Source organism: Paenibacillus sp. USHLN196 (genome assembly GCF_037144955.1).
Lineage (GTDB): Bacteria > Bacillota > Bacilli > Paenibacillales > Paenibacillaceae > Paenibacillus > Paenibacillus xylanexedens_C.
On record NZ_JBBCYH010000002.1, the window covers coordinates 16,540 to 37,596 of the forward strand.

The window sequence follows — 21,057 nt, forward strand, 5'->3', positions numbered from 1 at the left end:
TTATAGCGACTTGGGTTTGTATTCGGTACCGGTAAATTTGTTACGGAAGTTGGAGGGTGAGATACCTTCTTTTTTGGAAAAGCAGGAAGAAAAGTAGGATACATGATTGAAGCCGATCTCCTCGGCAATGCGAGCAACGGACCAGGCCGTTTGCAGCAGCAGCTTTTTGGCCTGTTCGAGTCTGAAGTGTAACAGATATTCCATAGGTGTCATGCCGTAGACTTTCAACATACTTCGGGCCAGATAGTTCGGGTGATAATTCAGTTCCTTTTGCAGCAAAGGATTGGAGATTGGAAGTGAGTAGTTATGACGGATATATAATTCAATCTTCTCGGCGATTCGAATGGCGGTTACATCGGACAGGGAGGATAGTCCACGATCGAGATGCTGCATGAATTGTTGAAAGGTCGCCTGTCTTTTCCAGTTTCGCATGGACTGGGGCTCCTGATCAAGCTGTGAAAAGTGTTCCAGCATCTCCATTTCCTTGGGTGAAATTCGCAGATGTTTGGGAATGAAGATGGAACATACATCACAATGATTCAGATATGCGCTTTTCTTGTGTGTTTCAATAAGGTGGGCCTGATTCGCCAGACACTCATCCATATCGCTGGATTGCTTCCAGCTGCCATAGGTTTGAAAATGAATCCAGAGCAGTTCTGTCTCCGTTTCACATGCAGCACTGCCATAATGGTGGCCATCAGGCATCAGAATCAAGGCTTCTCCTTCCTGAAGTCGCCATTCCGTTCCATTCTCGTTGATGGCGAGAGAACCACGGGTAACAACAATGAGATCAAATACACCGATGTCACTGCGGCTGATATGGTATTCACCAGCTTCGTAATACGCACGTCCACAATCGATAAAATAGGGAATGGGCGGGGTGATGAAGTGAAGTATGGGTGAGTCCAATCCGGCACCTCCGAACAGGTTGGAATATTTAAAATTCATGTTGGCATCGAGCATTTATTTTTTATGATACAGCAAGTAACATAGAAAATAAAGCGCTTACGAAATTGGCTTTATCCTTCATCTGATTCATATCACAGCCTTGGGAAGGGGATTGTACATGAAGAAAATGCTGGTTTGGTTAGGGGTATGTATTCTTGCGGTGATGACGGTCTTGAGTGGATGCAGTACGACAAAGGAAGCGTCCAATGGGTCATCTGGGGGAAACGGAGGAAACGCACAAGGGGGAGCGACCAAACTCATTTTCTGGACGTTTGTAGATGCGCATCAGAAGTTTTATGAAAGTATGGCAGAGCAGTGGAATCAGGAACATCCGGATCAACAGATTGAATTGGAAGCGACCACGATTCCATACGATGATATGCATACGAAGCTGCTGCTTGCATTACAGTCGGGTGTAGGTGCACCAGATCTGGTGGATATTGAGCAGAGTAAATTCCCCAATTTCATGAAAGGTGTCCCGCAACTGGTGGATCTGACAGACATGATCAAGCCAGAACTGAATAACATTGTACAATCCCGTGTCGAGATCTACAGCAAGGAAGGCAAGTATTACGGTATCGATTATCATGTCGGTGCGACTGTAATGTACTACAACCAGGAGATTTTGGATCAAGCGGGTGTGAATGCAGATGATATCAAGACCTGGAGTGATTTTGAACAGGCAGGAAAACAGGTGCTCGCGAAGACAGGCAAACCGTTGATTACATTTGAAGGTAACGGTAACTGGTCCTGGTGGCCGGCCATCAGTCAACAGAAATCAGATCAGGTGGATGCAGACGGCAATGTGACGGTGAACGCGGCTGTAAATGTGCAGACGATGAAGTTCTTTCAACAGATGGTGAAGGAAGGGGTAGCTGCTGTCGCTCCAGGGGCAGGACATGATACGGAAGAATACTTCGGTTACATGGATCAAGGCAGTGCTGCGGCGGTATTTATGCCATTCTGGTTCATGAATCGGTTCACGGACCATATTCCCGATCTGAAGGGGAAAATGATCATTCGTCCGATGCCGGCATGGGAAGAGGGCGGCAATCGTTCAGCGGGTATGGGCGGAACGGCAACGTCCATTACGAATCAGTCTGGCGCTGTGGAGCTTGCGGAGCAGTTCCTCGCTTATGCGAAATTATCCAAGGAAGGTAATCTTCAGATCTGGAAACAGCTCGGATTTGACCCGATTCGTACCGACGTATGGACCGATTCAGCGATGAAGGAATCGAACAAATACACGGATTATTTCGGGGACGATATCTTCGATACGCTGCTGAGTGTGAAAGATGAGATTGCTCCGGTCAATATTCGGGAGAAGTCACCCGAAGTATTTGATGCGGTCCGTAACAAAGCCATGCCAGATATCTTCATTAATCTGAAAGACCCTGAGCAGGTATTGAATGAGGTGCAGGCTGAATTAACCCGTTAAGCTGAATGGTTAGGCTTAATCATCAATTACGTTTCTTTCATACAGAGTATACAGTTCATTCCGGGTTGGAGGTTGGTCCACAGTGCAGCTGCAAAAGGAAACAACGGTTTCTGTACACGCCACCAGGCGGCGGAGAGTACGGATGAGTGCCAGAACATGGGCACCGTATCTGTTTGTGTTACCGTTCATTTTGTCTTTTCTCATCTTCTTTGCCTACCCGTTATTTCGAGCTGGGGTTATGAGTTTCCAGCAGGTGCTCCCCGGAGACGTACAGTATGTGGGGCTTGAGCATTACAGTAAACTGTGGAATGCCGATTTTCGGGCAGCGTTGTGGAATAGTACGCGTTACACGTTCTGGACGCTGCTCCTGCTGGTACCCGTCCCGCTTGTGCTTGCTGTATTACTCAATTCAAGTCGCATGATGGCTCGTAATGTTTTCCGCTCGGCTCTGTTTATTCCGGCACTCACCTCCGTTGTTGTAGCGGGGGTTGTGTTCCGGCTCATCTTCGGCGAACTGGATGGTGCGCTGATGAATTCCATCCTGAACCTGCTGGGTATTCCCAGCCAGCAATGGTTGTACAGTTCGTCCCTTGCGATGGTCGCACTCGTTGTACTGGCAGGTTGGCGCTGGATCGGAATTAACATGCTGTACTTTCTATCGGCATTACAGAGCATCCCCAAAGATCTGTATGAGGCGGCAGATATCGATGGGGCGGGTGTATTGAACAAATTCACCAAGATTACCGTGCCGATGCTCAAACCGATCACGATCTACGTGATAACGATTACTTTGTATGGCGGATATGCCATGTTCACGGAGAGTTACATGCTCTGGGCGGGGAAACCATCTCCGCAGAATATCGGATTAACGATGGTGGGGTATATCTACCAACAAGGTTTCCAGTATTTCAATCTGGGATTCGGCGCAGCAATTGGCATTACGTTGTTGGTGATTACACTCGTGATTAGTATGCTTCAACTGACCGTACTCGGCATGTTCAGGAAGGAGGATTAGGACGTGATGCATAGATTGGGAATCAAACTGAATCTGGCCTCGCTGCTGTTACTGTTGTTGTTCGTAATCTTGGGTATCTTGATGCTGTTTCCGTTATATGCACTGATCCTCGCTTCACTGAAACCGGCTACGGAACTGTTTCGATATGGACTCAATGTCCGATGGGATTGGGCATTGATGAGCTTCGAGAATTATAAATCGATCTTCACCGGCACGGGAGCAGCAGGAAACTATTTTACATGGTACAAAAACAGTCTCGTCATCACAGCATTATTCACGGTATTAAGTTTGCTGTTCTCCTCCATGGTCGGATATGGCCTGGGGGTCTATCGGTTCAGGGGGCAGAATCTGATCTTTACCTTGGTGCTGGTCGTCATGATGATCCCGATGGAGATTATCCTTCTTCCCTTATATGAACTGACGATTAAGTTGAAGCTGATCAATACGGTGTGGGGCGTTATTCTGCCTTTCATCGTGGCACCTTTACCGATTTTCTTCTTCAGGCAGTTTGCGCAAGGTCTACCGAAGGATTTTATGGATGCAGGAAGAATTGACGGTTGTACGGAGTTTGGCATCTTCTTTCGGATTATGGTGCCGCTGATGGCTCCTGCATTTGGGGCGATAGCCATCTTGCAGGCGATGAACAGCTGGAATAACTTTCTCTGGCCACTCGTGGTGCTTCGGACAACAGAACAATTTACCTTGCCAATTGGACTCGCGTCTTTCGTATCACCACTCGGCAATCATTACGAAGAACTAATCGCTGGAGCCGTACTTGCCATTGTACCTATTCTGATTCTGTTCCTGTTCTTCCAGCGATTTTTTATCTCAGGACTCACGGTTGGCGGGGTCAAAGGATAATGGGTTAAACTTTCAACCTCGTAAACAGTTCAACAATTTACCTCGGCTCACGAACCCGATATAATAGGGATGGCGCATATTGGCCGGATCACAAATGCAGGTGGGATTGCTCCCTCCGAAGCAGAATGGGGACCCGAGTTGAAAACGTTCAAAAAAGTATATATTGAGATCACAAGTATCTGCAATCTGGCATGCAGCTTCTGTCCGCAGACACAGCGTGCCAAAGGATTCATTGACCCTGAAGTCTTCAACAATATACTGGATCAAGTTAAACCACATACCAACCATATTTATTTACATGTCAAAGGTGAACCCTTGTTGCATCCCAAAATAGATCTGCTGCTTGATTCCGCACATGAGAAGGGACTCAAGGTGAACATTACAACGAATGGTACGCTGCTGCCCAAGACTCAGCATAAATTGCTTGGCAAACCGGCGCTGCGGCAGATGAACTTCTCCCTACACAGCTTCGACGGGCATGAAGGTTCAACTGATCGTGACGGATACCTGAGCAACATTCTGTCTTTTGTACACGAAGCGGTGAAGCACAACGTCATCATCTCATTCCGGCTGTGGAATCTGACGCAGGATAACTTCACAAATGCTCAGATGAATCGAAATCGGGAGACCCTTGAAGTGCTGGAACGCGAGTTCAATCTGGACTTCCGCATTGAGGAAAAAGTGGTTCCAGGCAGCGGGGTCAAAATCGCCCCGAATGTATACCTGAACCAGGACCATGAATTCCAGTGGCCAAGTCTGGATGCACCGGAAGATGACGGGAAAGGCTTTTGCCATGCACTACGTGGTCAGGCGGCTGTACTTGTCGATGGAACGGTGGTTCCATGCTGTCTTGATGGTGAGGGTGTCATTAACCTCGGTAATGTGCACGAGAAGTCATTCTCGGAGATTATTGAGGGTGAGCGAGCGAGCAATCTGGTGTATGGTTTTTCCAAGCGGGAAGCTGTGGAAGAGTTGTGCCGGAAGTGCGGTTACCGTCAGCGGTTTGGAGCCTAGAATATAAAGTGAATACAATCATGTTTTCATAAGATCATGTTGTCTGTAACAGATGATGTGGTCTTTGTTGTGTATATTGAGGTTGTAAATAGAGCATATCCGAAGTTGATATCGGTACATAACAAGTAAACATGATACTGCAAAGAATACTTAGACATCAGGTATTATGCTAAAAAATGTAAACATGACCTAATGATTATTCTCGTAACATTCCCTTTTTTGGTAGGATCAGGGTAGGTTCTGAACACAGAGATTTCTCTCTAGTGTATATGAAGACAAGTCTCTGCTTGAACCCATTCAATCCAAATAAGGGAGGATGTTTATTGATGAAAAAGATGTTGACGGTATTGTTGTCGGTTGGTCTGCTTGCTTCTGCATTTGGTGCAATTCCGGTGTCTGCTGCTCCCGAGATTGTGAAGACAACAATCATTGTTCCCAAAGGAACAACGTATGATGGTAAAGGCAAGAGTGTTGCCGCTGATCCCAAAACATTAGGAGATGGCAGCCAGGCCGAGAACCAGAAACCCATTTTCCGACTGGAAGCAGGAGCTACGTTAAAAAATGTTGTGATTGAAGCACCAGCGGCGGATGGGGTGCACTGTTATGGCAACTGCAATATTGAAAATGTAACCTGGAAGGATGTCGGTGAGGATGCGCTCACGTTAAAATCCGCAGGGACTGTGAACATTACAGGTGGTGCAGCATACAAGGCCTATGACAAAGTGTTCCAGATGAATGCCTCCGGTACGATCAACATCAAAAATTTCAGAGCGGATGATATCGGCAAGCTGGTGCGTCAGAATGGCGGAACATCCTATGCAGTCACAATGAATGTGTCCAACTCGGACATTTCCAATGTGAAGGATTCCATTTTGCGGACAGATAGCAGCTCAACTGTGGGGAAAATCACGAATACACGGTATTCCAAAGTACCAACGTTGTTCAAGGGCTTCGCTTCAGGAAAAACGAGTCAGTCCGGAAATACGCAATATTAAGGCATTGCCACAAATACCCATCTGATGTACATTAGAAGCAATGAAATAAAGTGAACCGGGAGCTCAATGAAGTTGGGCTGAGAGAGTGGCCTTGTGCCGCTGACCGTACATCTGATCTGGGTAATGCCAGCGTAGAGAACATGGATTTACAATATGTAAGGGTGAAATGTGCAAATTAATGGGGGATAACAACAGGACTTCTCTTCAGCTGTGGTGAATTTTCTGCTACAACGGAGAGAGAAGGATTGATATTCCGTCTTTGCGTCAACCATCCAATACATGATTGTGAGAATTGTACACTGTACGTAAGGCCTTCCCGGAACCGGGGAGGCTTTTTCGTTTATTTTTAGAGGTTGTTCAAAAAGTCTGCTTTTGATTACGAAGGATGCCTGACGGCATCATCAGCATCGAATATGGAATTCAGCCGAAATGTCCGTTGCTCACGTAGTTTTCCCTACGCTCCGCTACTCCATTTCTAGCTTCATCCCATCTTCTTGGTACTGAAAACTAGTCTTTTTGAACACACACTTTTACAACCCCCACAGGGAACAAAGGAAGGAAGTTGAGAAGATGGCAACAACAGCAGGCAACAAGCGATTGAAACTAACAGATATTCTGGTAACCATCGTGATCGCAGTAGTGTTTGGGGTGATTTACAAGATATGGGGACCTACATATGACTTGATGAAACCATTTGGCGTTCATGCGGAGCAGATGATCTATGGCATGTGGTTTATGGCGGGCACGTTTGCTTTTGTCATCATTCGTAAACCAGGCGTGGCTATTCTTGCTGAAGTTGCGGCTTCAACGGTAAGTGCCTTTCTGGGCAGTGAATGGGGCATGTCCACACTTGTATACGGTCTGTTGCAAGGATTGGGAGCCGAGATATTCTTCGCAGCATTTTTGTATCGCAAAACCAATCTGTTTGTCACCTGTCTTGCAGCCATAGGAGCCGCAGCGGCTTCGCTTTTGCTGGATTACCAATACGGGTATATTGATTCACTCTCGGCCTGGAATTATACGTTATTTATCGGATTCCGCTTCATCGGAAGCATCTTGATTGCAGGAGTGTTCGCTTATTATCTCGCCAAAGCATTGGAACTGACCGGTGTAACACGTTCACTCAGACCGGTATCCAAACAGGATTATGAGGCGCTGGATTAGATGAACGGGGAAGGGAATTCGCAAGCGGTAAGTGTGACAAATCTAAGATGCAAGTTCCCGGGAGAGAAAGCCTTGGTATTTCAAGGCTTGTCTCTTTCTGTGCGTCAAGGAGAGAAAGTGCTGTTGCTTGGCCCGAGTGGCTCCGGTAAATCGACGTTATTGCAAATTTTGAGCGGTTTAATTCCACGTTCGGTAGAGATTCCGATGAAATGTGATGATATTCAGGTTCCCGCCAAAGCAGGAGTGGTCTTTCAAGATCCGGATACCCAGTTCTGTATGTCCTTTACGGATGAAGAGATCGCATTTGTTCTGGAAAACCGAAATATTTCGCGTGAAGAGATGCCTACTCTGATTGAATATGTTCTGAAACAAGTGGGGTTATCCTTTGAACAGAATCGTGTATTGATCCAGTCCATGTCTCAGGGGATGAAGCAGCGTCTTGCGATTGCTTCAATGCTTGCCATGGACCCGGAGGTATTGTTTTTGGATGAACCCACTGCACTGCTGGATGATGAGGGGACTTCCCAGGTGTGGGATACCGTCAGAAGGATCGCCAGTGACAAAACGATCATCATCGTTGAACACAAAATAAACAAGATTGTAGATATGGTCGACCGCATCATTGTGTTATCACCTGAAGGAAAAATTGTGGCGGATGGGCCAGCACAGCAGGTATTTACGGATGAACGGGGCAAGCTGAAGGCTTATGGAATCTGGTATCCGGGTGTGTGGGATGAGCACGAGCAGGCAGCTAAGCAAGAAGAGGGAAGTGCTTCTGGAGAGCTTCAAGTGCGTGTGGATCACGGCATCTCAAGTTTGGAAACACAGCAATCGTCTGGCTTATCCAATACACCGGGTATATCCCCCATATCTCACGTCTCATCCTTATCGCCTGTATCACCCGCTTATCAGCCTGCACTGGACTTGCAGCAGTTCACCGGATGGCGTGGGAAAAGACCCTTCATTCAGGTAGAACAGGCCAAAGTATGGCATGGGGATTGGATTGGTATTGTCGGAGCTAATGGAGCTGGCAAGAGTTCATTGTTGTTATCTCTGATGAATATCCTGAAAACAACAGGTCATTATGAGGTGGACGGTCAGCCTTCTGGCAAAACAGAGCAGCTTGCAGATCGAATCGCGTTTGTATTTCAGAACCCGGAGTTTCAATTTGTGACGAATACCGTCGCGGAAGAAGTAGAATTCTCATTGCTGGGGGGCAGGCTTACAACGGAAGAAAGACTTGCCAGGACTGACCATATGTTGAATCAATTTGGACTAATCGACCTCTCCGAGCGTCATCCCTACCAATTATCGATGGGGCAGAAACGACGCTTGAGCGTTGCCTCTGCACTGGTGAGAGAGCAACGAATACTGCTGTTGGATGAACCTACTTTTGGACAGGATGCCCGTAATACGTTTGCCATGTTAACACAACTGGAGCAATTGCGGCGTGAAGGAACAGCTATTGTGATGGTTACCCATGATCGTGAAATTGTAAAAAGATATTGCACCCGAATCTGGACGGTAGATGAGGGGAGGTTATCTGATGCAACTGTCGTTTCCTCACCGTGAAACCTGGCTTCATAACGTCAATCCGGGATTAAAGATGATCATTCTGACGATGATGTTTGTCATCGTTATCCTCATTCACAATCTGAATGTAATGGCCAACGTTGCTTTGGCGATGATGCTGTTACTGTGCTGGACAGGTCACCCATGGTATAGATTGATGCTGTACGCATCACCATTCATTCTGGTGTTTATCTCCACGTCTACAGGTATGATGATGTTTGGTAAGGGTGAGACCACATGGTATAAGTGGGGATTGATTCACATTACCGAGGAGAGTTTCTATCGCGGTCTACACTTGGGTTTTCGCTCGCTGACTATGGCAGCGGCTGGCTTGCTGTTCGGACTGACAACGAAGCCGGTAAGGCTGTTTTATTCCCTGATGCAGCAATGGAAGCTTCCTGCAAAATATGCCTATAGCTTTCTGGCCGCGATGCGCATGATCCCCATTTTGCTGGATGAATTCCAGACGCTCCGTTATGCGATTCGTATTCGTGGAACACAGCAACGCGGCTCTCGCTGGAATGTGTATGGTACACTCAAGCGTTACGCTATTCCGCTGCTGGCACAGAGCATTCGCCGTGCACAGCGAATGGCGGTAGCGATGGAAGCGAAAGGGTTCACAGATGGCGCGAGCCGAACGTATTACATTCAGATTGGCTATTCGCGAGCTGATCTGTGGTTCGTATTTTATTATATTCTCACCTTAACAGCTGCTTATTACATGGGTGTCACCTTTCCCTATCATGCTACGATGTTGGATGTAAGGTAATACTGGAAGATAGCGAGAAATATATTGAGGTGAAAGGTAACTTTTTCCTGTTTGTGACGTCTATATGGAAATAACTTCTAATGGATGGGGATGAACGAGAGTGAAGACGGGTCCTGACTGGCAGAGAATAGGCTACAAATGGATTACCTTGACTGGAGTATCTGCTGTGCTGTTGACGGGATGGATGCTGCTGGATTCCAAAATGGTCGCCCTTGGAGGACAAGCTTCGGCTACCACGCCACAAGCGTTGGGTGCAAGTTCTCAAGTCTTATCAACACAGTTGGCCTACAAACAAGGAGATACCGTTACGTTCATGAATGACATACCTTTGTTCAAAAACAGAAGGGACGGCAGTGTGGCTGCTGACCAGCTGGGGATTGAATACTATACAACAAAAAAACGAAAAGTATACGTTGGCCTCGGTTCGAGGCGAGTGGGTGCAGCTTAAGTCAACCGATTATGGAGACTTTTGGCTGCCAAGTTGGTATGCCCTGAAGGAGAGCAGAAGCATGACGGAGACAGCTCCCCAAAGCTTCACGCTCCAATCAGGCAGTAAGCTGTATCTGGCTCCAGATAGTTCTACAACCTGGTCTTTTGAGAAAGCGCTAACGGATAAGGCTGTTATTGTTGCAAAGTGGAAAGGATGGTATGGGGTCTCCATTGCCCCACGAGTCTGGAATAAAGAATCCTCCACGTATCGGCCAGGACTCTTCTGGATCAAGGCACAGGCTATAGAACAGCGGATGAATGTGGCTGATGGCTGGTACCAACAGGATGCATCGCTGCCAACTTTGGTTATACGCCATCTGACAGATATTAAGCTGAACAAGGCAACCACCTCCAAACAAGTGGCTGGGTGGTTAGGCGAGCCGGATTGGAAAGAGAGTTCAAGCAATCTAAATTTCACGGGTTATTCAATGAGTATTGGACAGACCTGGAGATATGAGCGGGAAGATGCGCAATTTCTGGTTACATTCAACAAGAATGGCAGACTGGTCAGAACACGCTGGAATTTAGCACAGGATAATCGAAATGCTGTCGTTTCCGATTGGAACATCAGTCGGGCGGATGAATATGGGTTCACAACAAAAATCTATGGCACAACACTGCCGACGACAATCCCTTGGAAACCGGTATGGACCAACCAGGGGGATATTAACTACACTTTTTTACAAGCAGCCACGGATGATGTACTCCTGATGAAAGGGGATGACGGTGGATTTAGCGGGGATTACTACGAAGGTTCCATATATGCTCTTGACCGACATTCGGGCCAGAAATTATGGGGGAATAATGGGGGCTTTGGAAGACAGCAGGCAGAGGTGGATGCAGAGCGCAAATACGTTACAATCTACACCGATTATGATCCTGATAAGAAAAAATACGTGGATCGTATTCGTCATCTGAACTTGAAGAACGGAAAGGTCATGTGGACGTACACTCCTAAGCAAAATTTTAGACTAAATGGCATCACCGCTGCTAAGAACGTTGTGGTTGTGGATAACCCTGTTGTTGAGAGCTCAAGCAACAGTTGGTTAACGGTTCTGGACAGTGCAAACGGAAAAACATTGTGGACGCGAAAACTGGCTACGGGTTATGGATTATTGAACAAGAGTGCAGATGACCCCTATGTGTTGTATTGGGAAAAGAATAAGCTGGTTGCAGCCGATCCGCAATCAGGGCGAACCGTATGGAGCTTAAAGGGCAAACGATCCACCATAGAACAATTTTGGAATGATCCATATACTGGTGGAATTGAACGTCTTGAACCCTTTGCAACCACGAATGCTGAAAGATGGCTATCACTAGATAATCAGTGGCTTCTGCTTGATCTGAACACGGGGAAAAAGCTTGCCCAATTCCCTGCTCGAGTAGGACAGAGATTTGAGGAGCTGAATGATGGCATGTTGTTGATCCGTGAGAACAAAAACGGCGATCATTACGGCGAATATGAAGATTTTACAACTACCCTGTATGATGCCAAGACAGGCAAAACACGCTGGACGATCAAGGGCAAGATTGAACGAGGACTGGTGGAAGAGGATCAGTTGTATGTGATTAAGAATGGCTATCCAGCGGCTTTGGATTATAAATCGGGGGAGACGCGTTGGAATGCCAAAGATACGATTGCAACTCTGAGGTATCCAACGAATCAGGGAAGTTATCTGATCATTGATGATCAGTTGCTGCTGCCCATGGATGAGAATCTGCTCGTATTGAACAAAAAGGATGGAGTGCTGCTGGGTCGTGTACATGACGTTGTGATGGGAAGCCCGGAGCACCGGGATCGGGATGCGAAGAATGGAATGATCAACCGAATCGGAAATGAAGTGTATGTGGGGTCGTCCAACGGACGTTTTCGTCTATATGAAGCTAGCCATCTGCAGGAGGCAATCTCACCTTAAAAGCTTGTCTCGTATGGAATGTTGATTTATTATAAATGAACAGGCTTGCTCGCGCTCCGGTTATCGGCTGTGCGGGCTTTCTTCATGTGTTCTTGAAGAACCATGCATGATCATTCACGGGAGGACTCTCCATGATCTCATTATATGGTGTAAGCAAACGTTACAACGAGCGCGGTTCCCGTGCAGATCAGGGATTCGAAGCATTAAGCTCGGTGTCCCTTGAAGTGGGACAAGGAGAAATACATGGCATCATAGGATCCAGTGGTGCAGGCAAATCCACGCTTCTGCGGATGCTCAACGGATTGGAAAAGCCGGATGATGGTGAGGTTGTTGTGAATGGGCAGCACCTGACCCAGATGAATGAGCGGAGTCTGCGTCAGGCACGAAGATCCATTGGCATGATTTTTCAACACTTCAACCTTGTCAGTAACCGAACAGTGAGTGGCAATGTCTGCATGCCGCTGGAACTCGCGGGTGTATCCCGTGTGCAGCGAGTCGAACGTGGACTTGAGGTGCTGAGGTTTGTTGGACTGGAAGACAAGGCAGATCAATATCCTGCACAGCTTAGTGGAGGACAGAAGCAACGTGTGGCCATTGCACGAGCGCTCGCCAGTCGTCCGGATGTGCTGCTCTGTGATGAACCGACGTCTTCGCTGGATCCACAGACCACGAACGGCATACTGGATGTGCTGCGTCATATCAATGAAACGCTGGGCGTGACCATTGTCGTGGTGACACATGAGATGGAAGTGGCTCGCAGACTATGTCACAGGATATCCGTCATGAAGGATGGGAGACTCGTTCGAACGTTGTCTAAAGCGGAAGTGAGCAGTATCCCCGCTCCGCAGCCTGATCTGCTGACCTCTTTGCTTGCAGGTGACGAATACGGGATGACAGGTCCATCTCTATCACGTCAGGCAGAACAGGAGGACAAGCTATGAGGTTACCTGAGTCTGTGCTGAAGTATCAGCATGAGATATGGCAGGCGATTGGAGAGACTTTTGTCATGGTGGGCATCTCCATTGCGGCAGCTGTTCTGATTGGGTTACCTCTGGGTACACTGCTGTACCTATTCCGCAAAGGACAACGGTATCAGAATCAAACGCTGTCTTTTATCCTCGGCAGTGTCGTCAACATCGTTCGTTCGTTTCCGTTCTTACTGCTGGTTGTATTCATGATTCCATTCACACGAATCGTCGTGGGAACGTCCATCGGTACACTGGCGGCAACCGTCCCACTCTCAGTCATTGCGATTGCTTACTATGCCAGACTGGTGGAGCAAGCGTTGCTCGATGTACCCAAGGGAGTGGTGGAAGCGGCCGCATCCATGGGGGCATCGACGATGCAGCTTGTCGTGAAATTCCTGTATGTGGAGGCACGGTCTGGCCTTGTACTGGGACTCACGACAGCGACCATCAGTTTCATCTCTTACTCGACGGTGATGGGCATTGTAGGTGGCGGCGGGGTTGGCGATTTTGCCATTCGCTATGGTTATCAGCGCTTCGAAACGGAGATTATGGTATTTACGATCGTCATTATGATTATCCTGGTACAGATGATCCAATTCACGGGTAGCAGACTGTCTCACTGGTTGGATCGCAGATCCTGAACAGGGCTGAATTCAATCAGGCTAAGTACAGTAGTCGGTAGCAAGATTCAGAAAGACCAATACAGATGACATGATAAGGGGTAGACATGAAATGAAAGCAAAAATGATGCTTATGTTGCTCGCAGTGGTGCTGGTTGTAGCTGCTTGTGGCCAAAAAGAAGAAACACCTGCGGCAGAAGGAACAAAGGAAGATACTCAGGCAGGACAAGAAGTTACGTTAAAAGTAGCAACGTTGATTCCACCGATGACAGACGTACTGGATATTGTAAAACCGTTGTTGAAGGAAGATGGCGTCAATCTGGAAGTTGTCGTATTGTCCGATAACGTTCAGCCGAATACGGCACTGGCAAACAAGGAAGTAGATGCAAACTTCTTCCAGCACGTTCCCTACATGACCCAATATAATGAAGCAAACAATGCGAATCTGGTGGCAGTACAACCCATCTATAACGCCATCTATGGAGGTTACTCCAAGAAGTACAAATCCATTGATGAACTACCAGAAGGTGCAACCATTGCGATTGCGAACGATCCTTCCAACATTGGTCGCTCTCTTGTGATGCTGGAGCAAAACGGATTGATTAAGCTGAAAGACGGCGTAGGTTTTAACGCCACACAGGCAGACATCACCGAGAATACGAAGAACTTCAAGTTCGAAGAAGTGGACTTGCTGATGCTGGCTCGCATGATGGACGATGCCGATCTGGTAGCCATGACTCCGGCATATGCCAGTCCGCTCGGTCTTACACCGAAGAAGGATGCATTGTTAACCGAGAAGGATGATTCCCATTTTGCGATCACCATGGTTGCCCGTGAGGATAACAAGGACTCTGAAGCCATTCAGAAGTTGGCTAAACGTATGGCAGGCCCAGAGGTCAAAGCCTTCTTCGAAGAGAAATATGCAGATATTGCGATCCCGGCATTTGAATAGTGAATATGTAGTCCCAATGTGAACAGCTTTTGAGATCTGAGCGATAACGCTTGGATCTTTTTTTATGGAATCCGCAGGCTATTAACAATTGTTTAGAAAGTTAACAATTTGGTCATACCGCTGGCTTACTTTATTTAATAGTTTTTTCGTATAATTTGTTTGAAAGTAGTTCTTTAGGATTATAAATTAAGAGATTTAAGTAATATTTTTAGCGCGAAAAATGTCTTTTACGAGAGGCAGGACCTACTTTTTAATATCTTGAGGAAGGATGGTTCTGTACTCTAAGAGAGCTAGACCAAGAGCTATATAAGCTGTACTAATCATTTACACGAAAACGGAGAGGACAGAAAAAACTGGAAAAGCGAAGCGGTCGCCTTTATCAACGGATTTTCCCTTAAGAAGGGGAATCAAAAAATCTGGGGATAACAGCGATTGGAAGGTTGTTCTGTCATCGGAGTGGCAAGTGTAAATAATCCCTAGTTCAACTTATAAGTAGACCAAGTAAAACTAAATTAATTCTGGAAGAGGTAGAGAAATTTGTCCCGGAAAAATAGCAAATCGAATTGGTTCAACAAGATCCATAATAACTTTAAGACGAAGCTGGTCGTGTCCTTTATTGCTTTCTTGGCAATTCCATCGTTCAGTATTGGAGTCTTGTCTTATAACAGTGCGAAGAATGAAGTTGAGAAACAAATTCTACATAGTGCGATGGAAAACGTGAATCTTGCCAGTGCCACCATCGATCTTTCAATTAATGCCAAGCGCGACCACATTGAATACTATGCAAATGCGCTCGCAGAGGAATTGCGTCAAGAAGATGCAGAGGTTCGGGTTGTGAACGAATTGAAGGGGTACGCTGCACAGAACAAAGATATCATCACCATAGGTGTGGGAACAGAAGCCGGTGTGTATCTGATGTCCTCTGATGCAGAGATGCCCAAGGATTACGATCCCCGAGTAAGACCATGGTATACCGAAGCAATGGGAAATCCAGAGCAGGTCATTGTTACAGACCCTTATATTTCTGCCGAGACAAACGAGATCACCATCACCATCGCGAAGGCATTGAATGACCAATCTGGTGTAGTCCAGCTGGATCTGAATCTGTCGAATATCAGTACCTTGGTGAGTGGAATTAACGTGGGAGAACAGGGATATCTGGTTCTATTGGATGCCAGCGAAAAGTATATCTACCATCCCACGGTAGAACCCGGAACAGATGCAACAGAGGATTTTTGGAAACCGGTGTATGCGAATGAATCGGGCAACTTCAACTATACCTTTGATCAAACGGATAAAGTGATGTATTACGCTACAAATGCATCCACCGGATGGAAGGTCGCTGGCACCATGTTCTCTTCTGAGGTAGACGATGCGGCAGCGCCTATTCTAAATCGAATGATTATTGTTATTGTCTCCTGCCTCGTCGTTGGTATTGTGATTATCTGGCTTGTGATGCGATCCATCATTAGACCCATTCGTCAGTTGAAGGATCAGGCGATCCAGGTGAGTGAAGGGGATCTAACCCAAACGATTACCAGCACAAGCCATGATGAGATTGGTGAACTGAGTGATGCCTTTGGCAAAATGCAGCATAATCTGCGTGTGCTGATTCAAAATGTGGAGAACAGCACAAGCCAGGTTGTCATCTCGTCGGATGAGATGACTCAGAGTGCGGAATCAACCAGTGCGGCCAGTGAGCAGGTCGCGCGAGCCATTCAGGAAATTGCGAGTGGTGCCGAGAAGCAGACCGAGGGTATTGACCATAACCATCAGGCCATGAATGAAATTACGATTGGGATAACACGAATCGCCGAACGTTCCATACAAGTTGCTGATTTGGCTAAACATACAACGGTACAAGCGGAAGAAGGTGGCAACACCGTGAAGCAGACGGTGGGTCAGATGCACTCGATTCAAGAAACGGTAGCTCAGACGAATCAGATGATTCAGGCGTTATATGAACGATCACACCAAATTTCAGCCATCACGGAGTTAATCGGAAATATAGCCAAGCAGACCAATCTGCTCGCGCTGAATGCATCCATTGAAGCAGCTCGTGCAGGTACGCATGGGAATGGATTCGCCGTTGTAGCAGCGGAGGTACGTAAGTTGGCAGAGCAATCAGGGCAATCCGTCAATGAAATTACCGTGCTAACCACAGCGGTACAGGAAGATATGGCTGCTTCCGTTCGCATGATGGAGAAAGTGACCACAGAGGTTGGAGAGGGTATGGAAATCTCAACAGAGGCCATTCGGAAGTTTGAACGCATTCTGGAAAGCATGCGGGAAACGACACCTCAGATTGAAGAAATTGCAGCTACATCGCAAGAAATCACGGCAGGTGTACAGGAAGTATCCGCTGTGTCCAATGAACTGGCAGGTATTGCTTCAGGCAACGCCGCGGCCTCCGAAGAAGTTGCTGCTTCCTCAGAGGAGCAATTGGCAGCCATGGAGCAGATCTCTGCCTCGGCTCGGGGCCTGTCCTCCATGGCTGAACAGCTGCAGCACCTCATTAGACAGTTTAAGTATTAAACGGAATTAAACAGAGATTACCGCACAGTGACGCTTCACATCATGTTTCATCAGAGGGAGTGGACAACCATGCAACTAGAACTCAAGGCCTTCTTATTGCTGACGGATGCGGTCATGATTACAGATGAAGATGGTGTGATTCTGGATGTGAACTCCGTTTATGTAATGAAAACAGGATTTTCACGGGATAGCACCATAGGTCAGCCTGCCCGATTGCTGATGGATACCCACTGGAGAGGGAACCAGACCTGGTCCGGCTTAGCCAAACTAATGAAGGCTGATCAGGAAGTATGGGAAGCTCAGGTCACCATAACATCGGTACATTTGGATGATTCTCTCTTTTATATCAGTATATTTAATGATGAACTTTCATGAGAAAAAACGTCATCTAGCGATAAGAGTATGTTAGCTGAAAGGATCAGTTATTTTCAAAAAAATGGTCAATATCGTCGATTGAATAAGGGAGCCTGTCATACTATGATTTGTATACTGGGGAACTGTGGCCATGAATCCGGCAATATTCATTGAGTGCATGAATTCCTGAATTCGTAATGTGGACGGTGACCATTTGCTACGTGATCTTGTACTAAATTTTACGCTGATTTTGAGCTTTCTTTTCCTGATTCATCACTATCTGAACCAAACAAATGCTACCCGTTCAACATCCATCACGAATCGGATCATTATTGGTATTACGCTGAGCATGTTAGGCACGGCGCTCTATTATTTCTCTATTGTGCTTGAGGATGGTACATTGTTGAATTTCCGGGCCAGTGTGTATCTGCTTGCTGCTTATTTTGGTGGGAGTGGCTCTGCTTTCGTTACTTTTGCATTCATGTGGATTTTTCGGATTAATATGGGGCGTAATCCCTTGTTGGAGAACTGGCAGTATGCGTTGACAGAGTTGTTATTTGTTGTAGCCATATGTCTGATCTTTAAGTATATCAGGGGATTTATGCAGAAGTGGTTGGCCGGAGCGTTGCTGCTGATTACTGTGTATGAGTTTTCTGTACTAAAGACACATTCTCCTTCTCTGCTAATGATGGGACAGATTCTCTTTTTTCAATGTATCTGCCTGCTGTCCGTTATATTATTCCTGTATTATCTGAACCAAAATCATCGATATAGGAGATTGGTCATTCAGAGGGATCAGGAGATGCTCGAAATGCTTCGTATGCAGCCCGGGTTCACGTTCAAAATCCATAAACAGAATGGGAAATTTGAATATCTTCTGCTTGAAGGGCAGATGCTCTCTCAACTGGGACTAGATATGAGTAGTTTGAAGCAAGATTACACGTTGGGTACGTTGAACATTTTACCTCAGGAGAAGATAGAGTTCCTGCGGAAGCAGTTCGACCGGGCATGGAAAGGGGAGTCTTTCTTTTACGAGATTGAGCATGGAGGTTACTATTCACTGGTGAAGCTTCGTCCGCTGCGAGAAGAAGGTATGGTGAAGTATGTCATAGGATATGGACTTGATATTACGGAACACAGAGCAGTTAAACGAAGGATTCAAGAGAATGAGGAACGATACCGTACACTTGAACGAGTGTCGACAGACTGGTTTGTCGGTTTGGATGGCAACAGATGTGTGGTGTCAGTGAATCAGAAATTTCTGGATGTTCTTGATCTCGACAGGCATGAAGTCATGGGCCGTGAGCTTGAAGAATTGATATTCATTGAGCAGTCGGCGAACTGGGTGTTATCTTTTCAAAAAGTCTTACACCACAATGTACCTCAGGATACGGAATTGAGTCTCATTGTTGGGAAGGGGAAAGAACAGCATGTTCGGGTTCACCTATACCCTGTAAAGGCCCCTAACTCGTGCGAGAAAGTCAAGGCAGTTATTCATGACATTTCGGATCAGTACCGACGTGTCAAGGCGGACAAAGCCAGTCAGGCAAAGAGTGAGTTTCTTGCATTCATGAGTCATGAGATTCGTACCCCACTGAGCGGAATTATCAGCTTTTCGTTGTTGCTGCAACGGACAGATCTAACCTCACAACAATTAGATTATTTGAGTAAAATCAATGCGTCCTCACAAACCTTGCTTACTCTGGTGAATGATATTCTTGATTTCTCGAAATTGGAGGCAGGTAAACTGATTTTGGAGAAAGTACCCTTTGCACCAGAGGATGTGTTCAAGCGTGTGGCAGATCAGATCGGTGTGGCCCTCGGGTACAAGGAGATCGAAGTCATCTTTAAGACCGACCCTGATCTGCCATTAACGGTAATTGGTGATCCCTTTCGACTTGAGCAGGTGTTATTGAATCTGCTCAGTAACGCGATTAAATTCACAGAACATGGATATGTTATCTTGCAGGCAGAGGTCATTTCATTGGAGGCCGAGCGAGTACAGGTTCGTTTTGAGATCGAAGACACGGGGATTGGAATCTCACCTGAACAAATGGAGCATATTTTTGTCCCGTTTACGCAAGCGGAACCTTCCACTTATCGAACATATGGTGGCTCTGGACTTGGGCTGGTCATCTGTTACCTTCTGGTAACCTCCTTGGGAGGAAACCTGCGGGTGGACAGCGTGCTTGGAGAGTACAGTCTATTTTCATTCGACTTGATATTTGAACTTGCGGATTCGGAAGAAGAAGAGAGTTTCTCCCTGCAGACACACCCTCTCCTATATGGTGCGAATGATGTGGTTATCATTGAAGATGATGAACGAATGGGCGAAAACCTGAAGCAGCTGCTCTATTCATTCGGAATGAATCCGACGTTGTATACTTCTTTGAACCATATGATGGAGAGTGATGGGTATACCCCTGAAGCCGAAGGAACAAGTTCCATGTTGATCATGATGGATATGGATATAGAAGACACAGTCAACGGTTCGTTATGGGAAAACTTCATGAAGCGATTGGATCGAACGAAAATTCAGGTGTTGGGGTACACACGGGCATTTAGCGAAAATGCGCTGTGGATTGATGAGAGATCCGTGCACCCTGATATCATGATGGTCAAACCGATTACACGTCTGGGATTATTCGAAGTCATTCTTGCACTTCAGGGTGAAGGGCCGCTGGCAAAAAGTCAGTTGGCTGAAGGCGACGACCCCTATTCGCTTGATCAGAAAGGACACATCCTGATAGCTGAGGATCATGAGATCAATCAACTGGCGATTCGGGCGATGCTTGAACATAAGGGGTTCCAAGTGACGCTGGTAGCCAGTGGCACAGAGATTCTGAGAAAGTTAGACGAACAAGTATGGGAACTGATTCTAATGGATCTGTACATGCCCGACATGAATGGAGTGGAAGCAACGCGACATATTCGCAAGATGAGGGAATACGATCATACGCCCATAATCGCGCTTACAGCAAATGCCCTACAAATAGATCATGAGAGATGTATGGAAGCTGGGATGAATGCCATCCTGACCAAACCCATCCATGAACAACAGATCGCAGACATATTGGCAACATGGATTGATCTGAAAGGTATGCGGAAAATTAGCGGAATTGATGCAGATAAGGCGATCAGGCAGATGGACGGCAAGCCACATATTCTGCAATATGCGCTCACGAAATTCAGAATGGAGTATGACTCGTTTCAGAACAAACTGACCACTCAACTTCGCCAGCAGCAGATTGCTGGTGCGATCCGCAGCGTTCATTCTCTCCGAGGCGTAGCTGCCAATCTGCATGCAGTGGAGCTGTTACGTCTGGTTCTTCAACTGGAATCGCTTTTGTCCCGATCGTTATTCGAAGAAGAGGAACTAAGTTCGGTATTGGAGAAGGTGCAAAAGGAGATTGATATCATTACCGGGTCTCTGCCCTGGTGACATGA

At 46.6% G+C, this 21,057-nt stretch carries 17 protein-coding genes; 16 read left to right on the forward strand and 1 reads right to left on the reverse strand.

Features of this window, described 5'->3' with window-relative positions:
• Nucleotides 1-909, reverse strand: coding sequence for a helix-turn-helix transcriptional regulator (locus WFI24_RS03415; protein ID WP_336758796.1), 909 nt, complete (start codon nt 907-909; stop codon nt 1-3).
• Between the two features lie 157 nt (nt 910-1,066).
• Between WFI24_RS03415 and WFI24_RS03420 the strand changes: the two genes are divergently transcribed.
• From WFI24_RS03420 to WFI24_RS03495, 16 genes are all read left to right on the forward strand, one after another.
• Nucleotides 1,067-2,386, forward strand: coding sequence for an ABC transporter substrate-binding protein (locus tag WFI24_RS03420; RefSeq protein ID WP_336758798.1), 1,320 nt, complete (start codon nt 1,067-1,069; stop codon nt 2,384-2,386).
• Between the two features lie 142 nt (nt 2,387-2,528).
• Nucleotides 2,529-3,401 carry a carbohydrate ABC transporter permease gene (locus WFI24_RS03425; RefSeq protein ID WP_336759619.1) on the forward strand — a complete coding sequence of 291 codons (873 nt, stop codon included), beginning with the start codon at nt 2,529-2,531 and terminating at the stop codon, nt 3,399-3,401.
• A 6-nt stretch (nt 3,402-3,407) separates the two neighbouring features.
• Nucleotides 3,408-4,262 carry a carbohydrate ABC transporter permease gene (locus WFI24_RS03430; protein WP_336759620.1) on the forward strand — a complete coding sequence of 285 codons (855 nt, stop codon included), beginning with the start codon at nt 3,408-3,410 and terminating at the stop codon, nt 4,260-4,262.
• Between the two features lie 138 nt (nt 4,263-4,400).
• Nucleotides 4,401-5,276 carry a radical SAM/SPASM domain-containing protein gene (locus WFI24_RS03435; RefSeq protein WP_145321260.1) on the forward strand — a complete coding sequence of 292 codons (876 nt, stop codon included), beginning with the start codon at nt 4,401-4,403 and terminating at the stop codon, nt 5,274-5,276.
• A 326-nt stretch (nt 5,277-5,602) separates the two neighbouring features.
• Complete coding sequence (locus WFI24_RS03440; protein WP_264935380.1) at nt 5,603-6,271, forward strand: pectate lyase; 669 nt, start codon at nt 5,603-5,605, stop codon at nt 6,269-6,271.
• 570 nt (nt 6,272-6,841) lie between these two features.
• Nucleotides 6,842-7,435, forward strand: a complete 594-nt coding sequence (locus WFI24_RS03445; RefSeq protein ID WP_036672660.1) for an ECF transporter S component — start codon at nt 6,842-6,844, stop codon at nt 7,433-7,435.
• Entirely contained in the window at nt 7,436-9,007 is a 1,572-nt protein-coding gene (locus WFI24_RS03450; protein ID WP_336758807.1) for an ABC transporter ATP-binding protein, read from the forward strand.
• On the forward strand, nt 8,982-9,776 hold the full coding sequence (locus WFI24_RS03455; protein ID WP_336758808.1) for an energy-coupling factor transporter transmembrane component T family protein: 795 nt from the start codon (nt 8,982-8,984) through the stop codon (nt 9,774-9,776). The genes WFI24_RS03450 and WFI24_RS03455 overlap by 26 nt, the downstream gene beginning before the upstream one ends.
• 100 nt (nt 9,777-9,876) lie before the next feature.
• A complete protein-coding gene (locus tag WFI24_RS03460; RefSeq protein WP_336758809.1) occupies nt 9,877-10,224 on the forward strand; it encodes a hypothetical protein in 348 nt (115 codons plus the stop codon).
• A 61-nt stretch (nt 10,225-10,285) separates the two neighbouring features.
• Nucleotides 10,286-12,181 carry an outer membrane protein assembly factor BamB family protein gene (locus tag WFI24_RS03465; RefSeq protein WP_336758811.1) on the forward strand — a complete coding sequence of 632 codons (1,896 nt, stop codon included), beginning with the start codon at nt 10,286-10,288 and terminating at the stop codon, nt 12,179-12,181.
• A gap of 131 nt (nt 12,182-12,312) precedes the next feature.
• Nucleotides 12,313-13,122 (forward strand): methionine ABC transporter ATP-binding protein, encoded by an 810-nt coding sequence (locus tag WFI24_RS03470; protein WP_336758812.1) that lies wholly within the window; start codon nt 12,313-12,315, stop codon nt 13,120-13,122.
• Entirely contained in the window at nt 13,119-13,790 is a 672-nt protein-coding gene (locus WFI24_RS03475; RefSeq protein ID WP_145321244.1) for a methionine ABC transporter permease, read from the forward strand. Before WFI24_RS03470 ends, WFI24_RS03475 begins: the two co-directional genes overlap by 4 nt.
• A gap of 91 nt (nt 13,791-13,881) precedes the next feature.
• Nucleotides 13,882-14,721, forward strand: coding sequence for a MetQ/NlpA family ABC transporter substrate-binding protein (locus WFI24_RS03480; RefSeq protein ID WP_336758814.1), 840 nt, complete (start codon nt 13,882-13,884; stop codon nt 14,719-14,721).
• A 537-nt stretch (nt 14,722-15,258) separates the two neighbouring features.
• On the forward strand, nt 15,259-17,256 hold the full coding sequence (locus tag WFI24_RS03485) for a methyl-accepting chemotaxis protein (protein WP_336758816.1): 1,998 nt from the start codon (nt 15,259-15,261) through the stop codon (nt 17,254-17,256).
• Between the two features lie 69 nt (nt 17,257-17,325).
• Nucleotides 17,326-17,631: a hypothetical protein gene (locus WFI24_RS03490; protein WP_336758818.1), complete on the forward strand. Its 306-nt coding sequence runs from the start codon at nt 17,326-17,328 to the stop codon at nt 17,629-17,631.
• Between the two features lie 193 nt (nt 17,632-17,824).
• Complete coding sequence (locus WFI24_RS03495; RefSeq protein ID WP_336758820.1) at nt 17,825-21,052, forward strand: response regulator; 3,228 nt, start codon at nt 17,825-17,827, stop codon at nt 21,050-21,052.
• The last annotated feature ends 5 nt before the right edge of the window (nt 21,053-21,057 follow it).

What these genes read in the sequence shown, in the direction of transcription:
- WFI24_RS03475 (WP_145321244.1), top strand. Translation starts at nt 13,119, where the DNA reads ATGAGGTTACCTGAGTCTGTGCTGAAGTATCAGCATGAGATATGGCAG.
- WFI24_RS03480 (WP_336758814.1), top strand. Translation starts at nt 13,882, where the DNA reads ATGAAAGCAAAAATGATGCTTATGTTGCTCGCAGTGGTGCTGGTTGTA.
- WFI24_RS03420 (WP_336758798.1), top strand. Translation starts at nt 1,067, where the DNA reads ATGAAGAAAATGCTGGTTTGGTTAGGGGTATGTATTCTTGCGGTGATG.
- WFI24_RS03425 (WP_336759619.1), top strand. Translation starts at nt 2,529, where the DNA reads ATGAGTGCCAGAACATGGGCACCGTATCTGTTTGTGTTACCGTTCATT.
- WFI24_RS03490 (WP_336758818.1), top strand. Translation starts at nt 17,326, where the DNA reads ATGCAACTAGAACTCAAGGCCTTCTTATTGCTGACGGATGCGGTCATG.
- WFI24_RS03455 (WP_336758808.1), top strand. Translation starts at nt 8,982, where the DNA reads ATGCAACTGTCGTTTCCTCACCGTGAAACCTGGCTTCATAACGTCAAT.
- WFI24_RS03450 (WP_336758807.1), top strand. Translation starts at nt 7,436, where the DNA reads ATGAACGGGGAAGGGAATTCGCAAGCGGTAAGTGTGACAAATCTAAGA.
- WFI24_RS03430 (WP_336759620.1), top strand. Translation starts at nt 3,408, where the DNA reads ATGCATAGATTGGGAATCAAACTGAATCTGGCCTCGCTGCTGTTACTG.
- WFI24_RS03470 (WP_336758812.1), top strand. Translation starts at nt 12,313, where the DNA reads ATGATCTCATTATATGGTGTAAGCAAACGTTACAACGAGCGCGGTTCC.
- WFI24_RS03465 (WP_336758811.1), top strand. Translation starts at nt 10,286, where the DNA reads ATGACGGAGACAGCTCCCCAAAGCTTCACGCTCCAATCAGGCAGTAAG.
- WFI24_RS03445 (WP_036672660.1), top strand. Translation starts at nt 6,842, where the DNA reads ATGGCAACAACAGCAGGCAACAAGCGATTGAAACTAACAGATATTCTG.
- WFI24_RS03440 (WP_264935380.1), top strand. Translation starts at nt 5,603, where the DNA reads ATGAAAAAGATGTTGACGGTATTGTTGTCGGTTGGTCTGCTTGCTTCT.